Origin of the sequence: Colwellia sp. MB02u-6 (assembly GCF_014077095.1) — a bacterium.
Taxonomy (GTDB): domain Bacteria; phylum Pseudomonadota; class Gammaproteobacteria; order Enterobacterales; family Alteromonadaceae; genus Cognaticolwellia.
Window position 1 is genome coordinate 79234 of the sequence record NZ_JACGVG010000027.1, and the last position, 23238, is coordinate 102471.

The 23238-nt window shown below is 39.2% G+C and carries 17 protein-coding genes; 8 read left to right on the top strand and 9 right to left on the bottom strand.

What is annotated here, in order from left to right; all coding sequences use genetic code 11:
• Positions 1 to 168 precede the first annotated feature (168 nt).
• The 3 genes from H4J46_RS02750 to H4J46_RS02760 are packed head-to-tail and all read right to left on the bottom strand — an operon-like array spanning position 169 to position 2222.
• Positions 169 to 888, bottom strand: coding sequence for an LrgB family protein (locus H4J46_RS02750; RefSeq protein WP_182232038.1), 720 nt, complete (start codon positions 886 to 888; stop codon positions 169 to 171).
• A gap of 5 nt (positions 889 to 893) precedes the next feature.
• Positions 894 to 1262, bottom strand: a complete 369-nt coding sequence (locus H4J46_RS02755; RefSeq protein WP_310650196.1) for a CidA/LrgA family protein — start codon at positions 1260 to 1262, stop codon at positions 894 to 896.
• A 21-nt stretch (positions 1263 to 1283) separates the two neighbouring features.
• The gene (locus tag H4J46_RS02760; protein WP_182232039.1) at positions 1284 to 2222 is read right to left on the bottom strand and encodes a LysR family transcriptional regulator; all 939 of its coding nucleotides are present in this window, start codon (positions 2220 to 2222) and stop codon (positions 1284 to 1286) included.
• Positions 2223 to 2564: 342 nt separating this feature from the next.
• On the opposite strand from H4J46_RS02760, the gene H4J46_RS02765 reads away from it, so the two are divergent.
• Both H4J46_RS02765 and H4J46_RS02770 read left to right on the top strand, forming a co-directional pair.
• On the top strand, positions 2565 to 4148 hold the full coding sequence (locus H4J46_RS02765; protein ID WP_182232040.1) for an isocitrate lyase: 1584 nt from the start codon (positions 2565 to 2567) through the stop codon (positions 4146 to 4148).
• Positions 4149 to 4544: 396 nt separating this feature from the next.
• Positions 4545 to 4964: a thioesterase family protein gene (locus H4J46_RS02770; protein ID WP_182232041.1), complete on the top strand. Its 420-nt coding sequence runs from the start codon at positions 4545 to 4547 to the stop codon at positions 4962 to 4964.
• A 13-nt stretch (positions 4965 to 4977) separates the two neighbouring features.
• On the opposite strand, the gene H4J46_RS02775 is transcribed toward H4J46_RS02770, so the two are convergent.
• Positions 4978 to 5901 carry a LysR family transcriptional regulator gene (locus H4J46_RS02775; RefSeq protein WP_182232042.1) on the bottom strand — a complete coding sequence of 308 codons (924 nt, stop codon included), beginning with the start codon at positions 5899 to 5901 and terminating at the stop codon, positions 4978 to 4980.
• Between the two features lie 138 nt (positions 5902 to 6039).
• Between H4J46_RS02775 and H4J46_RS02780 the strand changes: the two genes are divergently transcribed.
• On the top strand, positions 6040 to 7380 hold the full coding sequence (locus tag H4J46_RS02780; RefSeq protein WP_220462915.1) for an aspartate aminotransferase family protein: 1341 nt from the start codon (positions 6040 to 6042) through the stop codon (positions 7378 to 7380).
• A gap of 68 nt (positions 7381 to 7448) precedes the next feature.
• Positions 7449 to 8939 (top strand): CoA-acylating methylmalonate-semialdehyde dehydrogenase, encoded by a 1491-nt coding sequence (locus H4J46_RS02785; protein ID WP_182232044.1) that lies wholly within the window; start codon positions 7449 to 7451, stop codon positions 8937 to 8939.
• Between the two features lie 563 nt (positions 8940 to 9502).
• Here H4J46_RS02785 and H4J46_RS02790 read toward each other — a convergent pair.
• The 3 genes from H4J46_RS02790 to dctP all read right to left on the bottom strand — a co-directional run bounded on the left by H4J46_RS02790 (position 9503) and on the right by dctP (position 12499).
• A complete protein-coding gene (locus tag H4J46_RS02790; protein ID WP_182190046.1) occupies positions 9503 to 10807 on the bottom strand; it encodes a TRAP transporter large permease in 1305 nt (434 codons plus the stop codon).
• Between the two features lie 6 nt (positions 10808 to 10813).
• The gene (locus H4J46_RS02795) at positions 10814 to 11401 is read right to left on the bottom strand and encodes a TRAP transporter small permease (protein WP_182232045.1); all 588 of its coding nucleotides are present in this window, start codon (positions 11399 to 11401) and stop codon (positions 10814 to 10816) included.
• Positions 11402 to 11473: 72 nt separating this feature from the next.
• Positions 11474 to 12499: a TRAP transporter substrate-binding protein DctP gene (gene dctP, locus H4J46_RS02800; protein WP_310650197.1), complete on the bottom strand. Its 1026-nt coding sequence runs from the start codon at positions 12497 to 12499 to the stop codon at positions 11474 to 11476.
• Between the two features lie 1024 nt (positions 12500 to 13523).
• Here dctP and H4J46_RS02805 point away from each other — a divergent pair.
• A complete protein-coding gene (locus tag H4J46_RS02805; RefSeq protein WP_182232046.1) occupies positions 13524 to 16145 on the top strand; it encodes a TonB-dependent siderophore receptor in 2622 nt (873 codons plus the stop codon).
• A 446-nt stretch (positions 16146 to 16591) separates the two neighbouring features.
• Here H4J46_RS02805 and H4J46_RS02810 read toward each other — a convergent pair whose 3' ends face one another.
• Positions 16592 to 17443, bottom strand: coding sequence for an AraC family transcriptional regulator (locus H4J46_RS02810; protein WP_182232047.1), 852 nt, complete (start codon positions 17441 to 17443; stop codon positions 16592 to 16594).
• Positions 17444 to 17636: 193 nt separating this feature from the next.
• Here H4J46_RS02810 and H4J46_RS02815 point away from each other — a divergent pair, with 193 nt between their 5' ends.
• The 3 genes from H4J46_RS02815 to H4J46_RS02825 all read left to right on the top strand — a co-directional run bounded on the left by H4J46_RS02815 (position 17637) and on the right by H4J46_RS02825 (position 21346).
• Positions 17637 to 18305, top strand: a complete 669-nt coding sequence (locus H4J46_RS02815) for a glutathione S-transferase family protein (protein WP_182232048.1) — start codon at positions 17637 to 17639, stop codon at positions 18303 to 18305.
• Between the two features lie 255 nt (positions 18306 to 18560).
• Positions 18561 to 19055: a (2Fe-2S)-binding protein gene (locus H4J46_RS02820; protein ID WP_182136001.1), complete on the top strand. Its 495-nt coding sequence runs from the start codon at positions 18561 to 18563 to the stop codon at positions 19053 to 19055.
• Between the two features lie 5 nt (positions 19056 to 19060).
• Complete coding sequence (locus H4J46_RS02825) at positions 19061 to 21346, top strand: xanthine dehydrogenase family protein molybdopterin-binding subunit (protein WP_182232049.1); 2286 nt, start codon at positions 19061 to 19063, stop codon at positions 21344 to 21346.
• A 158-nt stretch (positions 21347 to 21504) separates the two neighbouring features.
• Here H4J46_RS02825 and H4J46_RS02830 read toward each other — a convergent pair whose 3' ends face one another.
• Positions 21505 to 23208, bottom strand: coding sequence for a bifunctional protein-serine/threonine kinase/phosphatase (locus H4J46_RS02830; RefSeq protein WP_182232050.1), 1704 nt, complete (start codon positions 23206 to 23208; stop codon positions 21505 to 21507).
• Between the last annotated feature and the right edge of the window lie 30 nt (positions 23209 to 23238).

A 23238-nucleotide genomic window follows, 5' to 3' on the forward strand; every position in this document is an offset into this window, starting at 1 on the left:
TATTGTTTATTATTATCTTTGGTATTCATAATGCGAATGTGTGTAAGTGAAAACGATGACTACCTTTTGATGAAATCTAGTCCAGACCGCAATATAAACGATGTTTTCATGACACTCTAATAATAGATAACTAAGCCTTTAATCGCTATCGCTCAACTAAATACAGCGCTAGATTAGCCCAGCTAGAAAGGTAATCATAAATGGACTGATGAGGGCTGTTATGACCGCAGAAACAATCAAAGCCAATGAACTATAGGCTGCATGTTCGTAACTAATATTACTCACAGTTGCGGTACCAATAGCATGGCTTGCCGCGCCAATAGCTAAACCTTGTGCCTTGGGGGATTTTACTTTAATAAACTTCAACCATGGTGGTCCGACTAAAGCGCCAAAAAAACCTGCAAGAATAATAGCAAAAGCAGTAATGGCAGTATTGCCATCCAATTGACCCGCAATGGCGATAGCAATGGGTGTGGTAACCGATTTTAATGACAATGCAACTGCAATGGTGTAATCCCCTATGAGTAGCATAGTAATAACAAAGCTGGTGCTGATGGCAATAAATGCACCAATGAATAGTACCAAAATAATACTTTTCCACTGCTTAGTAATGGTTTCTAAGTGCTGATAGAGCGGGAAACCTAGCGCAACAACCGCCGGTTCGAGTAACGCATTGAGTAGCCAAGAATTTGAGAAGTAATTTTCAAAACTTATATCTTGCCAGAGTAAAATAGCAATGATCACTAAAATACTTATCAGCATTGGCTGTAACCAAATGGCATTTAATTTACGTTGCAATACGGCGATCAGTTGAAACAGTGTAATGGTGCCTGCGACAACAACGAATGAGGAAAGGATATGGGCGCTTAATAGCTCAGTTGATACCATGATTTCTACTCTTCATCGACAGCATAGCGCTGGTAATGCAAACCAACAATAGTAAGCAATATAAAGGTAGTAGCGAAGGTAATAGCTATGATGGTGAGACCAAATTGTTTTATTAATTCAAAGTGGTTAATAATGCCAACACCAGCAGGAACAAAGCATACACCCATGTGTTTTAAGCACCAAACAACAGTGCTTTTAATATGGTCAGCATTAAAGAGGCGAAAATGTAATGTTAGCGTAAAAATAATTAATCCGTATAAACTACTAGGTAATACAGGCACAAAGTACGAACATAGTTTGCCTAGCGCAACACAACTAAATAGAGCAAAAATGCTATATAACACCTTGAATGTTTTTTTCTTAAATGCTATCACACTTACTATAACCTTCTTGTATTACAAACCTTCATTTGCGGCTTCTATAACCAATTGTCTAAACCAGATGTGGCTTGCATCATGATGTAAAAGTGGGCTCCAAATCATTTTTAGTTCAATGTCAGGAATATCAAATGGTGGTTTAAGAATCGTGTAATTTGAATCGTTTTTATGAATTAATGCCGCCCGCGAAGGCAGGGTTGCCACTAGATCACCTTCAAACGCTAACTGCATAGCAACATGATAATTTCGGGTAAATACCTTAATGTCACGCTGTTTACCTAAGCGCGCTAAAGCTTCATCAACCCAACCGAGTTTTTGCACATCTTTTGGATCCATACCAACGCCAACACCAAAGCCCGTTTTAGATACCCAAACATGCTTAGCACTAAGGTAGGTATTGAGGTTAAATTTTTCAACAACTGGGTTATCGGCACTTAATAAGCAGGCAAATGAATCTCGCCAAATGGTTTTTTGATGAAAAGATTGGGGTAATTCGTCAAAGCGGTTGATGGCCATATCAATTTTACCTGCCTCAACGTCATGAAAGTTGACATCACTGGGTGTCATAATATCAATGGTAACATTTGGTGCTATTTGATTAATGCGCTTCAATAATTTTGGTAACAAAGTTGAGGCGGCATAATCACTTGCCATTAGGCGAAAAACCCGCTGACTATTTTTCTCATTAAATTCTTCTTCACCTTGCAGTGCTTCTTCGAGTTCCATTAAAATTTTACGAATAGCGGGTGCTAAAGCTCGAGCCCGTTCGGTTGGTACCATACCATCCGAAGTTCTCACTAAAATAGGATCGTTGAAAAGCGTGCGTAACCTTTTTAAGCCATTACTCATGGCGGGCTGGGTGATATTTAACTGACCAGCAGCGCGGGTAACATTTTTTTCTCTCAGTAAGACATCAAGATAAATTAACAGATTTAAGTCAATTTTTGAGATATTCATAAAATTAATAATCTAGAACATAAACATAACCTAGATATATGTCACGGCTTATAATGATAATCAAGTGAATTTAATAGAAATATAAATTATTTTCATTGATAGAATCTTGCTTTATGCAGGCGTAATTTTTTTTAGTGATTGAATTTATTAAGTTATATCGAATTATTCTTTAGAGTTAATACACCATTATTTTGCTGGTGAATGGTAGGGATGTGTATTATATATTTCATTTATTTATGATTGTTGGTTTAGTATTTATGTTGTCCGGTGTGACAGCTTACATAAGCAGTTACATGATCAAACCTATAAATACTGTCAGCGAAAAATTTTGGAGAAAGTCATATGTCTAATTATCAAAGTGCAATTGAAGCGGTTCAAGCAATTAAAGAAAAAGCTGGCAGTTCATGGAATGCCATTAATCCTGAATCAGTAGCCCGTATGCGAGCGCAGAACAAATTTAAAACGGGTTTAGACATTGCTCAGTACACTGCAAACATTATGCGTGCTGATATGGAAGCTTACGACGCTGATAGTTCTAAGTACACTCAATCTTTAGGTTGTTGGCATGGTTTTATTGGCCAACAGAAAATGATTTCTATCAAGAAACATTTTGCGGGCAAAACAGACCGTCGTTACTTATATCTTTCCGGTTGGATGGTTGCTGCACTTCGCAGTGAATTTGGTCCTCTTCCTGATCAATCTATGCACGAAAAAACCTCAGTAGCGGCTTTAGTTGCAGAGCTTTACACCTTTTTACGTCAAGCTGATGCCCGTGAATTAGGTGGTCTTTTCCGTGGCCTAGACGCAGCAAGCGAAGGCGACAAAGCGGCTATCCAAGACCAAATTGATAACCACGTAACACATGTTGTGCCAATTATTGCTGATATCGATGCCGGTTTTGGTAATGCTGAAGCGACTTACATCATGGCTAAGCAAATGATCGAAGCCGGTGCATGTGCACTTCAAATTGAAAACCAAGTGGCCGATGAAAAGCAATGTGGACACCAAGACGGTAAAGTGACGGTTCCTCATGCAGATTTTCATTCTAAGATCCGTGCACTACGTCATGCTTTCCTTGAGTTAGGTATAGACAACGGTATTATCGTTTCTCGTACTGACTCTGAAGGTGCTGGCCTGACTAAAGAAATCGCCGTGGTTAAAGAGCCCGGCGATCAAGGCGACATATATAACTCTTTCCTAGATGTTGAAGAAATTGATGTAGCTGACATGGCAGAAGGCGATGTATGTTTCAACCGTAACGGTAAGCTAGTTCGTCCTAAGCGCCTACCTTCTGGTTTATACCAGTTTCGTCAAGGTACCGGTGAAGAGCGTTGTGTATTTGACAGCATTGAAGCGATTAAAGCGGGCGCTGATTTACTTTGGATTGAAACGGCAACACCAAACGTTGCTGACATTACAGCCATGATGAACGAGGTACGTAAAGAAATTCCAAATGCTAAGCTGGTTTACAACAACAGCCCATCATTTAACTGGACACTAAACTTCCGTCAGCAAGCCTTTGACGCCATGGTAGCGGCTGGTGAAGACGTATCTACCTATATTCGTGCTGATTTGATGCATGTTGATTATGATACGACTGAGTTAGCGGTTGCTGCCGATGACAAAATCCGTAGTTTCCAAGCGGAGACTTCACGTGAAGCGGGTATTTTCCATCATTTAATTACACTACCTACTTACCATACAGCGGCGTTATCTACCGATAACCTTGCAAAAGAATACTTTGGTGATGCAGGTATGCTGGGTTATGTTGAAGGTGTACAGCGTAAAGAAATTCGTCAAGGTATTGCCTGTGTTAAACATCAAAATATGTCAGGTTCAGATATGGGTGATGATCACAAAGAATACTTTGCGGGTGAAAACGCGCTTAAAGCCGGTGGCGCGAACAACACTTCTAACCAGTTTTAATTGCACACCTGCATAAAATTTGGCTTAAAATAATACCCAACCGAAGTAAAAAATACTGTATTCAAACAGTACTGCCGACAAGTTAGCATATTAAGCTTGAAAATTGGCAGAAGAAACCAAAATCCGATGAAACCTCTCATCGGATTTTTTATGCCTGAAATTTAGTATTTGAACGTTTTATAATATTTTGAACCAATACGAGATAGATCATTAAAACTTCAGGATGGCAAGCACATGTTGATTTTTAAAATCGTGTGACTCACTTAAAACTATTTCTACAAATAGTTTAGGTTAATGTCGATTAAAGATTTACCATATTCATATATGGGTATATTATTTCGAATATACATTTAAAATATTTTATACATTGATGGTTTTAGGGGGATTAGGAACAAAATGTTTTATGAAATAATAAAGCCACGAGTAGGTGAAACAGATGCTCTTGGGCACATAAATAATACGGTTATTCCACAATGGTTCGAAGGTGGAAGAAATCCAATATTTAGACTGTTTAGTCCTGAATTTAATTTAAACCTCAGTCAATGGGGATTAACGTTAGCAAAAAGCACCATCGAGTTTCATTTACCACTTCTATTTGATTATGATGTTGAAATAAAAACCTATATTTCTCGCATCGGTACAAGCTCGCTTGATGTATATCAAGAAGCATGGCAAAACGGTATTAAACATGTTTCTGGCACGGCAGTGATGGTTCACTTTGATTTCATTACACGGGAATCACGTCCGATTTCTAATAACTTCAAACAAAAGTTACATATGCACTTTAGTAATTCTATTTATGAAACATATTATTAATTGAAATTTAGCGCTACTTTGAGGTTTTGGCCAATTCTTCTAAATAAGCTTCTAAAATCAGATGGCTGCGTGCGCCCTTGCTAATAATTGCAGAGAAGTTAGTATTAAATGTTCTTTTATGAGCTTCAATGGCTCTTAGTTTATCTCTACCTACCCAACTCTGAGCAAAGTGCGTTGGTAGAAAACCAATAAACCGCCCGGTTAATATCAAAAAAGCAATACCTTCTCTGTCTGTCGAAGTTGCAGTGGCATGGAGTTTTTTTTGTTGCTGCTTAATCTCAACAGACTGCGGATAATTGGGCACAACCGCGTCATATTGAATTAAAGAACTGTCACTAATTTTATGTAAATCCTGCTTAAATAAAGGATGTTTTTCGCTGCAATAAAGCAGGGATTGTTCTTTATACAGTGGTAAATAATTTAGTCCTGGCAGTGTTCTAAATTCAGGTACAACGCCAATATGCAATTGGCCATTTAAAATGGCTGATTCAATATCATTTGGCGGCATCATACGGATATTAATAAAAACTTCAGGTCCGCGATGCTTTAAAGCACTTAATGCACGTGTGATCCGCATCTGTTCAATCGTGACTAAGTTATCAGTAATACCTATATTCAATTCACCCACTAGATCAGTCTTTATCGCATTCATTTCAGCTCTAAAGTTTTCAAGACTGCCCAATAACTGTAGAGCAGATTGATAGACCTGTTCGCCATGCTCTGTTATTGAAAAACCTGAACGCCCTCTGTGGCAAAGCTTCATACTTAATAATGACTCTAACTCGGTTATCGCTAGGCTTATTGCTGGCCTACTGATATTGAGTTCGACTTCTGCTGCGGAGAAACCGCCTGACTCAATCACGACTTTATAAATTCTTAACAGCCGAATATGAGCGTCGCCTAATTGTCTTGGTAGTAAATTATTATTTTTTTTCATTCTATGGCGTTATTAGGTAAGTAAAAGCTTAACTTAAGTTTTTAAAATATGGATTTAATAACCTATTAAATCATTGATAATGTAGACATGCAATTAAATATACGCTTCGGTAAACTTTATGAAGAGTAAGGTGGAATGATGAATAAAAACACACACGCAAGTCACGGTTTAACTCAAGAGCAGTTAGACTCGCACTGGATGCCATTTACTGCAAACAGAGAGTTTAAAAAAGATCCTAGAATTATCGTTTCAGCAGCAGGAAATTACTATACTGATGCCGATGGTCGAAAAATATTTGACGGTCTTTCAGGGCTTTGGACTTGCGGGGCTGGCCATTGTCGTCCTGAAATTGCTGAAGCGGTAAGCAAGCAAGTTAAAGAATTAGACTATTCCCCTGCATTTCAATTTGGTCATCCTAAATCTTTTGAATTAGCGCACCGCATTACTGAGCTGATGCCTGAAGGGTTGAATCGTGTTTTTTTTACTGGTTCTGGCTCCGAATCAGTTGAAACAGCACTAAAAATTGCCCGCGGCTATTGGCGTAAAAAAGGCATGGCGAGTAAAACACGTTTTATTGGTCGTTCAAAGGGTTATCACGGTGTTAATTTTGGTGGTATTAGTGTTGGCGGAATTGGTGCAAATCGTACCATTTACGGACAAGGTATTGAAGCCGCACATTTAGCTCATACACTACTGCCGGAGAATGAATTTTGCCAAGGTATGCCTGAAACTGGCGCTGAATTAGCCAATGAATTAGAAGATATGGTGGCTTTATACGACGCTTCTAACATTGCTGCTGTGATTGTTGAACCCATGGCTGGATCTACAGGTGTTATTCCACCGCCAAAAGGTTATTTAAAACGCTTAAGAGAAATATGTACCAAACATAATATTTTATTGATTTTTGATGAAGTTATTACCGCATTTGGTCGTATAGGATCTAATACCGGTGCAGAAGAGTTTGGCGTAACACCCGATATTATGACCGTAGCAAAACAGTTAACTAATGGTGTTATCCCTATGGGTGCTGTTATTGCTAAGCAAGAAATATACGATGCATTTATGGAGACTGGAGGTCCTGAGTACATGCTTGAACTTCCTCACGGCTATACTTACTCAGCACACCCTGTTGCCTGTGCTGCAGCGCTTGCTTCATTGGATATTTTAGCTAAAGATAACTTGCCTGAAAGAGTAAAATCTATCGCACCATATTTTCAAGAATTATTGCATAGTTTGAAAAGTTGCAAACATGTACTTGATATTCGTAACTATGGTTTAGCTGGTGGGATCACCATTGCTCATGCTCCCGGTGAACCGGCAAAACGACCACACCAAATAGCCATGAAGATGTGGCAGAAAGGATTTTATGTTCGTTATGGCGGAGACACAATTCAGCTTGGTTTACCGTTTACTTCTACTTTGCCAGAAATAAGCAGCTTGATAAACGCGCTTGGTGAAACGCTTAACGAAATTGATTGATTTTTACACATTTTAATTTATACATTTTACTCTTACAGTAAGTGAACTAAAGCATTAAAGGAAAAAATATGACAATTATTGGCCACCTAATTAACGGCGAAATATATAACGATAATAACCGTACTCAAGATGTTTTTAACCCTGCGACGGGAAAAGCAGAAAAAAAAGTAGCACTTGCTTCCAAAGCAACAGTCGAAAAAGCGATTGCTGCTGCTCAAGAAGCATATCCAGCATGGCGAAATACGCCACCGATTAAACGTGCGCGTGTCATGTTTAGATTTAAAGAATTATTAGAACAAAACGCCGACAAAATTTGCCAATTAATTGGCCAAGAACATGGCAAAATATCTCATGATGCGGCAGGTGAATTACAACGTGGTATCGAAAATGTTGAATTCGCCTGTGGGGCACCTGAATTATTGAAAGGTGAGCACAGCAAAAATGTTGGGCCAAATATTGATTCGTGGAGTGAATTTCAACCACTAGGTGTTGTTGCGGGTATTACGCCTTTTAACTTCCCTGCTATGGTACCTATGTGGATGTTCCCACTTGCTATTGTTTGCGGTAATACCTTTATATTGAAACCCTCTGAGCGTGATCCAAGTTCTACTTTATTCATTGCCCAATTATTACAAGAAGCCGGTTTACCTGATGGCGTAATGAACGTAATTAATGGCGATAAAGAAGCCGTTGATACCTTGTTAACAGATCAGCGTGTTAAAGCTGTCAGTTTTGTTGGCTCAACACCCATTGCAGAATATATTTATGCAACAGCCAGTGCTAATGGTAAACGTTGTCAAGCACTAGGTGGCGCTAAAAATCATGCCATAGTGATGCCTGATGCTGATATGGACAATGCAGTAAATCAATTGGTAGGTGCTGCATTTGGCTCTTCTGGTGAGCGTTGTATGGCGTTGTCTGTAGCGGTAGCGGTTGGCAATGAAGCTGGTGATGCACTGGTTGAAAAAATGCAACAAGCAATGAAGGGTTTAAGTGTTGGTGAGTACTCAAACGCTAATAACGATTTTGGACCTGTGATCACGCAAGCGCATCAAGACAAAGTGGTTGGGTATATTTCAAGTGCAGTTGAGCAAGGTGCTACTTTAGTTGTTGATGGCCGCAACCCAACCGTTGAAGGCTATGAAAATGGTTTCTTTGTTGGTGCTACGCTAATCGATAACGTAACGGCAAGTATGGATAGTTACAAAGCTGAAATTTTTGGTCCCGTTTTACAAGTCATTAGAGTTAAAACGATGGAAGAAGCTATGCAACTTATTAATGAGCATGAATACGGTAATGGTACCTGTATTTTTACTCGAGATGGTGAAGCCGCACGTTACTTCTCTGATCATATTGAAGTAGGTATGGTGGGCATTAACGTGCCATTACCTGTACCTGTTGCTTATCACAGTTTTGGTGGTTGGAAACGTAGCTTATTTGGTGATTTAAGTGCTTACGGCCCTGATGGTGTTAAATTTTATACCAAGCGTAAAACTATCACACAGCGCTGGCCTTCAAGTGGTGTGCGAGAGGGGGTAAGCTTTGCTTTCCCAAGCTAATACTGATAGTCCATCAAGTGAGCGGTTAAAGCTTTATTTTAAAGACTTACCTGCTCTATAGATTTTTAGATGCTCCGACATGGATGTCGGGCATTAGCATAACGCAGGTGTTTTTAACGATAATAAACCTTCTCGGCTTTGCCATCCTGCTTCGCTCTACCTATAACTCTTCGTCTTCCATCTATAGTAACGTCTTCAATAAATGCTATTGCTCTAAGTCTTTGAAATACTGCTCAGCGTGGGTAAATTTATTGGCATGGCTATAAGTATTTAATGCACTGGGATTTCCACAAATTCATCAAAATCCACAGCCTGTTAGTCAACTTGAATAGTTGGCTGTAAAGGTATGTAAAGCTTGGTTAATCAGGACTATCTCGTTAACCAATAACAACTATCTTGCCAGTGAAATAGCTGACAAAACTTGTTTTTTTTCTCTGTATTACTTGGAAACAACCGTGACTGAATTAGTGTGCTTCAGGGCTACCCACTTTACTGTTTTGGTATCCCTGAAGCTTTCTTGTATTGGTATGTATGGCCAAAATATAAAGAGGAATATGACTCTTTTAATCAATGCCCATCAATAAACGCGGTAAATATAATGCCAGATCAGGTACAAATGTAACTAATAGCACCATAGGCAAATGACCAAAGAAGAGTAATTTAACTGTTGGAACAATATATTTATTCAGAGGCAACTTAGCCACACCTCCTGCCATGTAGAGCATAGGAGCACAAGGTGGTGAAACATTACCTAAACCTAAGTTTACGCCAACTATAGCGGCAAAATGAATAGGGTGAATACCCAGCTCTTGAACCACGGGCAAGAAAATAATTGCGGCAAGTACACCGCCAGAAATATCATCAACAATCATCCCAATTAGTAGTAGTAGCAGGTTAATAACCAACAGAATGACTAACTTATGTTCAGATATGTCTAATAAAGCTTCCGCAAGCTGCTTAGGTACTTGCTCAAGGATCATAGCGCGGCTCATAATAAACAAAAAGAATAAAACTGCCATGATGGAACCGGTCATAATAACTGCCCGAACCGTCGCACTACCTAGTGTTTTAAAAGTCAGCCCTTTATAGACCATTAAACTAACCGGTATCGCATAGATTACTGCAATTGCCGCCGCTTCAGTCGGCGTTGCAATGCCACTGTAAATAGCTCCTAAGATAATAATGGGCATTAATAAAGCAAAAAAAGCTTTATTACCTGAGTGAACCACTCCGCGTACAGCCTGTTTAAAAGGGAGAGCAGGTTCTACCTTAATGTCGGTGTTATTGCGTAAAAACCAAAAATTTAATCCACAGTAGATAATGGTCAACATAATGCCGGGAATAATAGTCGATAAAAATGCAGCACCGACCGATAATCCCCCAGTAATAGAAAATATAATCATGGGAATGCTAGGAGGGATCAGTAATGCTAAAACAGATGAGCAAGCAACTAGCGCTGTAGCATGTCCCTCAGGATAGCCTTCTTTTTTCATGCGAGGGATCATGATCTGTCCAATCGCAGCAATAGACGCCGAAGAGCTGCCAGATATTGCGCCAAATAGTGCACAGGTCACCACGGTTACTGCACCTAAACCCCCTTTAACTCGGCCTACTATGGAATTAACAAAATCAAGTAAACGCTCTGATATCCCACCTTCTGCCATTAATATTCCCGCTAAAATAAACAATGGCAGGGCTAATAGAGCAAAGCCACTAGCTAAATTAAAGCCATGAGTGGCTAAATATGAAATATCATTACCGGTTGTAAAAGTAAATAATAACGCGCCAAAACCAAAGGCAAAGGCAACAGGAGTTTCTATTAATAAAAGCACAACGATGGCTAACATACATAAAAGGAAAATAGTCATAGTGCGTTACCCCTTATTGCTGTTGTGTGATTGATCTTTAATGTCTACCATCAGACGAAAATCCTTAAGAGTTTGTAAGAGAAAATAGACCGACATCAACAAAAACCCAAAAACCATACTTGCAGTCCATAAGCCTTTAGGCCATTGCAGATATAAACTCATTCGCTCTTTTTCAATGACAAATAATCCATACTTGGCAGAAAAATAGCCAAAAATACAGGCTGTAATTAGACAAATAACTGAAACAATGAAGCGCAGCATTTGGATTTTAAATGCATCATAAACAATCAAACTAACAATACCACCATGAATGTGTGAGCGCTTTTTAGTCGCATAACCCATCCCTAGAAAAGAAACCCAAACGGCAAGTAAAATAGCCGCTTCTTCAATACCCGCAAAAGGAGATTCAAGCACATATCGCATAATAACCTGGGTAAACATTAATACGGCCAATCCCAAACCAGTAAATACCATTGCCCCACGAAGGCAATAATCGAGTATAGATTCCAGTTTTTGTAATACTTTGTATTTTGGAACAGTAGGGTCTTTAAACTGTTGTTCCGGGCTTGATGATGCTAACTTTTTAATATTCATATATATCTTCTTTATCAGAGAGAAGTTAAGCCTAAGTAATTGATGGCCTAAGCTATAGAGAGCCTAACAAAACTATTTTATGTCAGCGATATCACGCACTAAGTTCATAATGTCGATACCAACTTTTTCTTCCATATATGGCCACTCATTTTCATACAAAATACCTTTAGCTATAGCTAGATCTTCATCTGATAATTCAATGATTTTAATACCTGAATCTCGAACTTTCTCTAAAAAATTATTATCAATAGATTCTGCTTCTTGCCACACCCAATCAAGAGTTTTATCCACGGCTGCTTGCATTTTATTTCTTTCAAGATCAGAAAGCTCTTCCCACCACTGTTTATTGACAAGCCAGAAAGCATGTTCAAAATAATCACGAGTAAGAATGTAAGCTTCTAGCACATCACGCATCTGATAGATCTCAACCGCTGGACCAAATGCCCTACCATCTACAGTGCCTAGCTGTAATGCAGTATATAACTCGGAATATGGCATTGGAACTGCTGAAAACCCCCAGTTTTGAAAACGTTGAATGGCCAAGGGCGATGGGATCACGCGCATTTTTATGCCTTTAGCATCTTCAGGAAAGCGAGTAGGGATTTTCCCTACCCCTTTACTGATCGTAATAGAGCCAAAGCCAGTAGGAATAGTGCCTAGCGCGACAAGGTCTAGATCAGAAAAAATTTCATTATAAACCTCAATCATAGGTCCACCAGGGCCATAAACTTCATGAGCGCTTGTCCAGTTATCAACTACATAGCCGAGCCAAGTTAAATCCAGCCGCGCATCAAATTCTGATGCGCCATAGGTAATAGTCATGGGGATAACGCCTAACATTGCTTGCTCAAACTGCGAGGTCCAGTCACCTAAGTCTCCACCTGGATGATAATCAGGTTTATAGGAAGAGTTTTTTTTATTAAGTTTTTCGATGAATTTTTGCGAAGTGTGATGGAAAATATGTTCAGTATTGTAAGCTTGGGTAAATATAAACTTACTCTTTGAGTGTGCAATATTAATTGATGATATAAATATCAAAATAACAAAAAATAAAAAATTCAGCCATTTTTTTTGGGTAGGTATAATTTTTTTTAACACTATATTAAGCCTCTATAATTGTTTTTATAAGCTAAGGCTGACGTTATCATAATAATGTCAGCCTTAGTGAGGTAGCATGCTCTGGTCTTAAAGTTAAGGTAAATAATGATGCCTTGGTGTTATGTTTTTTTTAGCAGCAACAATAAGGCTAGTATCTTTTTACACAGACGGTTCCCTTAATGTAAGTAAAACTATTATTCGCCTAGTCTGGTATATACAAAGTTCTTACTATGATTATTTATGTTTCAGCTCTCTGCATTTTACAAAATTCATTAGCTTAACTCTATTATCAACACCCAGTTAGATTAGTAAATCTAAATATTTTTAACTTAAGTTAAGTGATTACTTATTTAACTACTTACCATGAAAATAGCCTATAAAATAAAACTGACAACTTTATACTTAACAGTGGACTCGTGACCAAAGATGATTCTCTCCTTCAAAAATACTGAACCAAGCATTTAGCCTGATACTATAAATAGGCCTAGCAGGGGATATAAAAAGCAGTAAACGATTTTCAGTGTCTAACTTGTTACTAGTTGGGGCTATAGTAGCCTTAATACCTTAATCTATGATGAGTTGTATAAACTAAAATCAATATTTAGTTCATCATGCCGATCAAAGACAGTATGTCTTGCGAGCTCAAGCCTCTTGAACAAAATAGTATTACGCTTACCCTGACTTTAGTCCTAGCTGATTTTTTATCGATTTTAACCTGTGAAAGTACAAGGGTAATAGGCTGTTCTTACTACCTTATCTGTGATGATTTTTTTACTCAATTAGTAAAGCTAAACCACAGATAAAGTGATTATTTCTATGATTTTTTTGTTCATAATTAAGTAAATATCAAAAACTTTTCGCAGTGAATCGTTAATATGGGGTTGCATTTTAGTTAACTGGCGTCTGGACTTACTTGTTAAAACCAAGTAATGTGCGATGTAAAAAGCTGCTAATTTATCTTAGTTAAATAGTATTTTAATGAATAAAACACAAATAATTATAAAAGCACTAAAAGGAAGGAAACATGAAAGTTTTAAATAGTCGTAAACACACACTCGCTTTAAGCATTACCGCCGCATTATTTGCCTCACAAAGTTATATTGCTGTTGCGGCAGAAAAAGACAGTGTAGAAAGAATACAAGTTACCGGTTCTCACATTCAGAGAACTGACATGGAGGGACCCTCTCCATTAACATCACTGAGTGCAGAAGATATTGCCAATAGTGGCGTGACTGATCTTATTGGCCTTTTCACAAAATTACCGATGGCAGGACAAGGCACTTTTTCAACACAAGGAAACAGCAGTGATAATACCAGTAATGGTGGTTCAAGTGTTTCATTACGTGGTTTAGGTGCTGACTCAACATTAATATTAGTGAACGGAAGACGTGTTTCGGTGTCACCATTTGCTAATAATATTGATACCGCCTTTGTTGATATCAATAATATTCCATTAGCGGCTATTAAACGCGTTGATATTCTAAAAGATGGTGCCTCTGCTACTTATGGTTCTGATGCTGTAGCCGGTGTTATAAACATTATCTTAAGAGACGATGTTGAAGGTGCCGAAATTTCAGCCAAACTCGGTGACACTGCTGATGGCGGTGGTAAAGAAAAAAATCTTAGTATTGTTTGGGGCAGCTCAACAGAAAAAAGCAGCCACACTTTTGCTTTAGATTACTTTGACCGCGAAGAGATCCTTTATGCTGATCGAGATTATTCAAAATCAGCTAATCAACAAGCCTTAAGGCCTAATGATCCATTTGCGACAGACTTTAGAAGTTCATCAGGGTTCCCAGGCACTATTGCTTTAGCGAGTGACTCAACTAATCGTCTGCCTGACACCTTTGGTAATGATGTTTGTGCTGAAGCAGATATTGTGGGTAACCTTTGTCGTTATGATTACGCGCCAGTAATGACCTCAGTTCCTGCTACAGAACGAGCTAGCTTTATTTATTTAGGTAAGTACGAAATAAATGACAATTTACGTGGCTTTGCTGAGTTAAACGGTCAACATTCAAAAACCACTATTCGTGGTGCCGGTAGCCCAAGTTTTAACGAGTTATTTATGGCGGGAGACAATGTTAATCACCCTTTTGCCGACTTACCTGAAGATGAGTTTTATCAGCAAGATTTAACCATGCGTCGACGTATGGTCGATATAGGCAATCGTGAAAAACGCGTTACCTCTAATTATTATCGCTCGATTATTGGTTTACAAGGCGAGATTAAAGATTGGAACTGGGAAGTTGCTTATAACTACATTAAAAGTGAATCGACAGAGCGTGGCGTAAATGGTTTCCCTAATTCTCGTCGCACGCAAGAAGCGATTGACAGTGGTTTATGGAACCCGTTTGAACCCTCAAGTAACAGTCAGGAATCTTTAGACTTTATTGAAACTACTACCACACGAATTGGTAAATCAACCAGTAAATCATTTGATGGTAAAATCAGTGGTTCATTAATGGAAATGGCACATGGCGATCTTGGTTTAGCGGTAGGTGTTGAATACAGAGAAGAGAGCATTAGCGATAACCCTGATGATCAATTCTTGCGTGGTGAAGTTTTTGGTACGGAAGCAACTCAAGCTAATGGCTCTCGTGACAATACCTCTATTTTTGCTGAGTTAGCGATTCCAGTACTTGATAACTTAGAAGTACAGGTTGCGGTACGTCATGAAGATTACAGCGATTTTGGTACCACTACCGATCCAAAAGTAGCCTTTATTTGGCAAACAACTGATTCATTATCACTACGTGGTTCATATGGTACGGCGTTTAGAGCACCGTCATTGCATCAAATTGGTTTAGGCAACACAGATGAATCGCCTAACTTAGTTGATTCAGTGCGTTGTGCTGCTGTTGGTAATGTTAATAAAGCTTGTGAGCCACAAGAATATACCGCAGTGCTGTCAGGTAATGATGACTTAGGCCCTGAAGAATCTAAAAGTTATAACTTAGGTTTAATCTATGAAATCGCTGAAAATATGGATTTTTCAGTAGATTATTATGATTATGATATCGAAAATGTTATCACTAAAGATACGCAGTTTAAATTTAGTACCTTGGGTAACGATCCCTCTGTAGTTGAGCGTTTACCGTCAAGTGTTGCTGGCGATCCGGGTGAAGTAGTACGTATTTTTGATCAATATGAAAATATTGGCAATATCACCACATCAGGTTTAGACGTCGAAGCTAATTACGGCTTAGAAACTGATATGGGTGATTTCAGATTTACCTATGCTCTAAATTACGTTTTATCTTATGAAGATGCTCGCCCGAATGCTGATGGCTCTATGCGCATTGATACTCAAGAAGGTGACTTTGAACAACCTGAAGTACGTTGGTCATTCAACACAGTTTGGGTACAAGGTGACTGGAACGCAAGTATGGCGGTTAACTATATTGGCGAATTTCAACAGGACGCATCAGTGGCTACTGAAGGTATGAATGATATAGATTCATTGACAACGGTAGACACCACAGTGAATTATATCGGCATTAAAGATACCACCTTAAGTATTGGTGCCACCAACTTGTTTAATGAAGAGCCTCCGTTTACTTATCATGACTTTATGGGCTTCGTCAGTGGCACACACAATAGCCAAGGCCGTTTTGTCTACGTTAAAGCAAGCTACAAATTTTAAATAACACTTAGTATGTAACCATATAGAAAAGTAATTAAAATTTTTAAAAAGCTCTTACTTAGGTAAGAGCTTTTTTTTGATGCAACTTTTAGGCTCTGCTTTACAAGATTGTTGCTGGGTTGTTGCTAGGTTGTAAAGTCATATTTTTAAAGGATTACAGAGAAGATGAGTATGTTAGCCAAAATTTCTTTAACAGATGATTATGCAGCGCTGAGTGATGGTTTTTTAGGTCGGACTTTAGTCCGCAAGCGGTTAAGCGGGCCATGTATACGATAGGTCAAAAAAACATTAGCAGTGGGGTGTTTTTGTCGCTAAGTTTTTGTGCTTATGGCAGCTAAATTGCATTTAACCTCAAACCGAGATTGAAGTTATATTGAAGCTAAATAGCAGCTATATAGCACCTAGATAGCCTTAAGGCTGAGCATGTATTAGTCACTAAATTTAGTTTAAACTTTTCGAATTTCTTCATTGGGTGGCGTTGTTAGTCTGGTTCCTTGATTTTTAATCATCTGCCGAAAAGCGCCAGGAGTTATGCCATAGCGGCGTTTAAAGTGTCGGTATAAATGGCTTAAATTACTAAAGCCTGTAGCGAATGCCACTGATGCTATATCAGTTTCTGAGCTTGCAAGTAATTTAGCCACCGCATCGCATCGCACCTTAAGGAGATATTCAATGACACTGAATCCTGTGTGCTGACGAAATTGACGCGCAAAATGACTTCTCGATATGTTAACTTGATTTGCCACCATTTCCAGCGTGATATCCATGGCATAGTTGTCATGAATCCAATGCTGCGCTTTAGTCATTCGCAGCGATGATTGTACACTTTTTTTCTGTTCATAACCGGCATTACTCATATGAATAAGCAATAATCGCAAGTATAAATTCTCTTTTAAACTGGCATGCAGTAGCGAGCTGGAATCAGGAGATGCTTCGATTTCATGGGCAATTTTTTGCATTTCCTCAGTGCTGTCATCGCTGTTAACTTGGTTATTGTTGATTAAAAATTCACCTTCAGATAATGTAGTTAAAAACAGGCGATTAGTAGGGTTTGACAAAGTATCAAATGACGGTGGATTAATGCAGACAAAGAGTAACTTGGTAGCCTTGTGCTGATCAATAGCAATGGTATGTGGATATTTAGCGGGGATAAAAATAGAGTGTCCAGCTGAAAAGTGATGCACCTCGTCATTAATGCTGATGTTTACACTGCCTTGTAAGCAGACAACAAACTCATGCAGGTTATGGTGGTGTTGCTCGATATTATGCTGTAATACAACACTGGAAGTCCAAAGCATAAAATAGTCCAATAGTATAGTTATAGGGTTCAATGCTATGCGACAGCAAGCAATAAAGATACTAAAATAACACATGCTTGCACTATTGTGCGCTAAGTCGTGGTCATAAAAAATGCATTGCCAAGGTAAATGTTTAACTCTGGCAATCGAATGGCAATAGCTTAGTTGATATTTTATCTTATTGGAGAAAACTATGGTTGTTGTACATCACTTAAATAATTCTCGGTCTCAACGGGTGCTTTGGGCTTTGGAAGAGTTTGGCGTATCTTATGAAGTAAAACAATATCAACGTGATCTCAAGACTAATTTAGCGCCTGCTAGCCTTAAAAAAATACATCCTTTGGGTAAATCTCCAGTAATTACCGATGGTGACATCACGGTTGCAGAATCTGGAGCGATTATTGAATATCTCGCTCAAACTTATGGTGAGGGTAATTTCATTCCTGAGGCTAAAACTGAAGCGCATCGCCAGTATTTATACTGGTTACATTTTGCTGAAGGTACTATGATGCAGCAATTATTGTTGAAACTCATTTTAGAAAAGGCAGTGCAAAGGTCGAAGCCATTTTTTGTTAAATACATAGCTAAAGCTATTATGAAAAAAGTAATGGCGGGTTATGTCGGGCCTAATATTATGGCTAATTTAGCGTTAATTGAGCGCCACTTAACCGATAATGAATGGTTTGCTGGCGATCAGCTATCAGGCGCTGATATTCAGATGAGTTTTCCTTTAGAAGCATGGGCGGCTGGGAAGACAGCCGACCAAGATTATCCAAACATTATTGCCTACGTTAAACATTTTCAGGCTCGAGCAGGGTATCAAAAAGCCTTAAAGTCGGGTGGCACCTACGATTATGCCTAGCTCTGGCAGTTTAATGAAAAGCCATCAATAGATAGTGTTAAACTTAGCGTCATAAAGTGCATGACAAAACGGTTTTGTTAATGGAATGTTATTATTTGGCTTTTTTTGGGGAGAGCAGTTCCTTGAAAACATCGCTTTATGCATCTCAGTGAGTGCCAGGCACGTTTAGATAAATAATCAACCACTGCCATAAGTGGCGTACTTAATAAATTGATGAGTTGTTAATGTTTCAACTCAATTTTGGGAGAGAAAGCTATGATTGTATTCAAGTTAAATGGGAACAAGGTTTCCTCTGCTGCTGATGTAAACACACCCTTATTATGGGTTATCCGTGATGAATTTGGTTTTAAAGGCACAAAGTTTGGTTGTGGTATTGGTCTGTGTGGTGCTTGTACCGTGCATATTGACGGTGCGCCAGTCAGAACATGCTCTTTTCCATTAATAGCAGCAGAAAATAAAAATATCACCACGATTGAAGGTTTAGAAAACAAACATCCATTACAACAAACATGGATTGATGAACAGGTGCCGCAATGTGGCTACTGCCAGTCGGGACAAATTATGCAAGCCGCTACTTTACTAGCCAGTAATTCGTCACCGAGTGACCAAGAAATTGTCGATCATATGAGTGGAAATTTATGTCGCTGTATGGCTTATGTACGCATTAAAAGTGCGATTAAAAACGCGGCAGGTGTAATGTCAGCGGATGTGCAAACTTTTGATCCTAGCTCTTCAACGCAACAATCATAAGGCGTATGGCAATGAAAAATATTAAAGATGCAAAAAATAATATCAGCTTATCTCGACGTCGATTTTTAGTTGGTTCGGTCAGTGGTTCACTGTTAATGGCTTTTGCCCCCTTAGTTGGCGCAGTAGGCTTGGGTGACAGTCCTCAAGAAACATTGAAAAATAAATTATTTTCCCCAACGGTTTGGTTTGAAATTAACCCATTAGGTGAAGTGAATGTCAATATTGCCAAGGCAGAAATGGGCCAACATATTGGTACTGCACTAGCACGCGTTGTCGCTGATGAGCTCGGCGCTGATTGGTCTAAAGTCTCCATCACTCATGTCGACACCGATCCTAAATGGGGTTATATGGTCACTGGGGGTTCATGGTCAGTTTTTCAAACATTTAAGCCAATGTCTCAAGCGGGTGCTGCAGGCCGTATAGCCTTAATAGAAGCAGCAGCAAAAATATTAAATTGCCCTGCAGAGCAATGTAGCGTAGAAAACGGCACGGTACTTTATCAAGATCGCTCAATTAGTTTTGGTGATATTGTTGCCAAGGGCAATTTTAATCGTGCCTTTACTCCAGAAGAGATTAGCGCCTTACCGTTAAAACCTGCAAGTAAAAGAACCTTAGTAGGAAAACCAGCCTTAGCGCTTGATATTCCAGCTAAAACTAATGGCTCAGCCGTTTATGGTATTGATGTCGAGTTGGCCGATATGGTCTATGCTCGCCCGATAATTCCACCGACCCGATATGGCAGTAAAGTCACGAATGTTGACGACAGTGCCGCCCAGAAAATCAAAGGTTATTTGGGTTATCATCTCTTGCAAGACCCAAGTGACCACCTTCAAGGTTGGGTGAGTGTCGCCGCTGATAGTTATTATGGCGCAATTCAAGCGGCTGATGCCCTAAATGTTAGCTATCAAGTGGGTAAAACCGCTAAGGTCAGTGAGCAAGATATTCTCCAAGAAGGAGAGCGTTTAGTTGCTGATGAAAGTGAAGGCGGATTGTTTATTGATCAGGGTGATTTCTCAGTGGCAAGTACTAAAGCCGATAAAGCGATTGATGCGGTTTATCGCACGCATACCGTTTTACACTTCGCTTTAGAGCCTGTTAACGCCACCGTAGAAGAAAAAAATGGTCTTTGGCATGTTTATACCGGTAATCAATGGCAGTCATTAACCTTGCCAGCCATTGCTAAAGCGCTGCAAGTAACTGATGACAAAGTTGTTATGCATCAGCAATATCTTGGTGGTGGTTTTGGTCGTCGTTTATTCGGCGATTATGCAATACCTGCGGTATTAACGGCTAAAGCGATTGGCAAGCCAGTAAAAATGGTATTTACCCGTGAAGATGACTCTAGATTTGATCAACCTAGATCGCCGTCTGTAGTCTCGTTTCGAGCGGTATTTGATCAGGAAAATAAATTTACCGGTATGGAACATGCACTTGCTGCAGGTTGGCCGACCTTATCTATGGCACCAGGATTTATGCCTGAAAGCTTAGATAAAAAAACCCGTGTTGATATGTTTTCTACCAGTGGTGCTGATCACTGGTACAGCATGGACAATCATCGTGTGCGCGTGGTCAATAATAGCCTAGCACAACAAACCATGCTGCCTGGTTGGTTAAGGTCTGTTGGGCAGGGTTGGATTGTTTGGGGACTAGAATCATTTATTGATGAAATTGCCCATCAAAGCAAAACTGATCCGATTGATTTTCGCTTATCCATGCTTGACGGTTTAGGTAAACAAGCCGGTAAAGCGCCAGAAAGTGTTGGTGGTGCCAAGCGATTAGCGAATGTACTAAACATTCTTAAGCAAAAAACTAAAGATGTTAAACTCGCTAAGAATGAAGGCATGGGTGTTGCGATAAGTTCGGGACAAGAACGTACCATGCCGGCTTGGATGGCTTGTGCTGCTCAGGTTCATGTAGAACCTAACTCAAGAAAAATAACTGTTAAAAAGCTCACCATGATCGTTGATGCTGGTGTTATTGTTCACCCTGATGGCGCATTAGCGCAAGTTCAAGGCTCTATGCTCTGGGGAACAAGTTTAGCTTTACACGAACAAAGCCCAATAGAAAATGGTCAGGTGAGTAATCTCAACTTAAACACCTACTCACCATTACGTATGAGTGACGTACCTGAGCTCGATATTGAATTTGTTAAAAGCGATGAGTTTCCTGTCGGCTTAGGCGAACCTGGCGTAGTATCGATAGCACCAGCGATAGCCAATGCTATTTTTCAAATAACGGGTGTTAGAGTGCGAGATTTACCTATTACCGCCGCAGCAATCAAAAATGCTTAAGCAATAAATGTTATCACTTTTAAGTGAGTTATAGTGATTATATAAAGACTATAGTTAACCCGTTTATTAAAGCCCTTAGTTGTCTTCATAGCGACTAAGGGCTTTTTATTTTCATCTTCTAGCCTAAATGTGCAGGCACATTTAGGCCTCAATATCTTTTAAAGTGCCTGTAAAATCAACAGCAATAATAGAATAAGACTAACCCATTGCCAAAACATGACAGGATCACGCTGCATTAACGGCGGTTTAGTTTTTGCTAGAAATAATTTATTCGGCTGTCGCAAGTCATGAACAAACTCTGATAACACAGAGTAGCGTTTTAAGGGATCAATTTTTAAGGCGCGTTCAAGTGTATCGTCAATCCAAAGGGGAAATTCAGTATTATCATCGATCATCGATTTATAGTTGAGCTTGCGTTGCGCTGACACGCTGTTCGCTTGTGCTATTTCACGACCATATGGAAATTTACCTGATAACATTTGATAAGTGATCACGCCCAACGAATAAAGGTCAGATGCCTGTGTGCCTAAATGTCCTAAAAAATATTCAGGGGCTGAATAACGAATGGTACCGCGCATAATTTCTTCGGTGTCAGCATCGGTCACACCGGCAATAAAGGTTGAACCAAAGTCTATTATTTTTACCGTCTTAGTATTGTCGATCATGATATTAGCTGGGCGCAAGTCTTGATGTATCATGTCTTGGCGGTGAAAAGCCTGTAAGCCTTTTGCGGTTTGCTCAATAATATTTCTAACTTGTTCTAAGCTTGGTTCTGGATGGTCTATCATCCATTGACTTAACGAAATACCATCAATAAATTCTGTCACTAAATATAAATAATGACGTTTTCTTTTTGGAATAATCGCTTTAACAACATGTGGATTGTTAATGCGTTTAGCTATCCATTCTTCTAGCATAAAACGCTCAAGGTATTGCGTGTCGGTTCTTAATTCAGTGGATGGCGTTTTTATCACTACGGTTTGCTGTGTGTCGTTGTCGCGTGCTAAAAAAACATGGCTTCGGCTACTAATATATATTTCGCGGATAATTTCATAACCATCAAACTGCATTCTTGGTGAAAGTCTTGGCGGTAATGGCAACAAGGTGAGTTGATGCACTTCATCAAGCTGATAGCTGGGCACGTTATCAATACGGACAATTTGAACACTGAGGTTGTCATCACTTCCTAAGGCAAGTGCTTGCGCAATAATGGCATCAGCGGCATTATCTAAGCTCGGGGCATTGTTAACGCTATTGGCGATTTGAGTATTATTTAAAAACTCATAAACGCCATCAGTGGCAATAATATAGATATCGCCTTGCTCAAGTAGCTGGCTTTGATAATCAATGTCAAATGTTTGGTTAATGCCTAAAGCGCGGGTTAAATAGCTAACCTCAGCGGAAACAACTCGGCGGTGATCTTCGGTTAATTGCTCTAATTGTTGACCTGACAAACGATAAATTCGCGTATCACCTGAATGAAAAAGATGTGCCGAATTTGATTTTAGTATCAACGCACTGAAGGTGCAGACATAGCCTTTGTCTTTATCAAAACGATAAGGGCTATTACGTGTTTGCGAATAAAGCCATGAATTAATCGATTTAATGACCTTTTGTGCAGAATTTTTAACAGACCATGAATCAGAGGTACAGTAGTAATCCTCTAAAAAACTCGATATTGCTGTTTCACTGGCAATTTGGCTGACGTTACTTGAGCTAATACCATCAGCCATGGCAAGTACAATCCCTTTGCTGCTTAGTATAGGTTCTTTAGGAATGATGCTACCGAGAAAATCTTGATTAATTTTTTTTCGACCTTTATTGGTAGCGCCGCCAATACTCACAGTTAATGCTTGACTCATTACTTATTTCCAATGGATTAAAATTAGCTT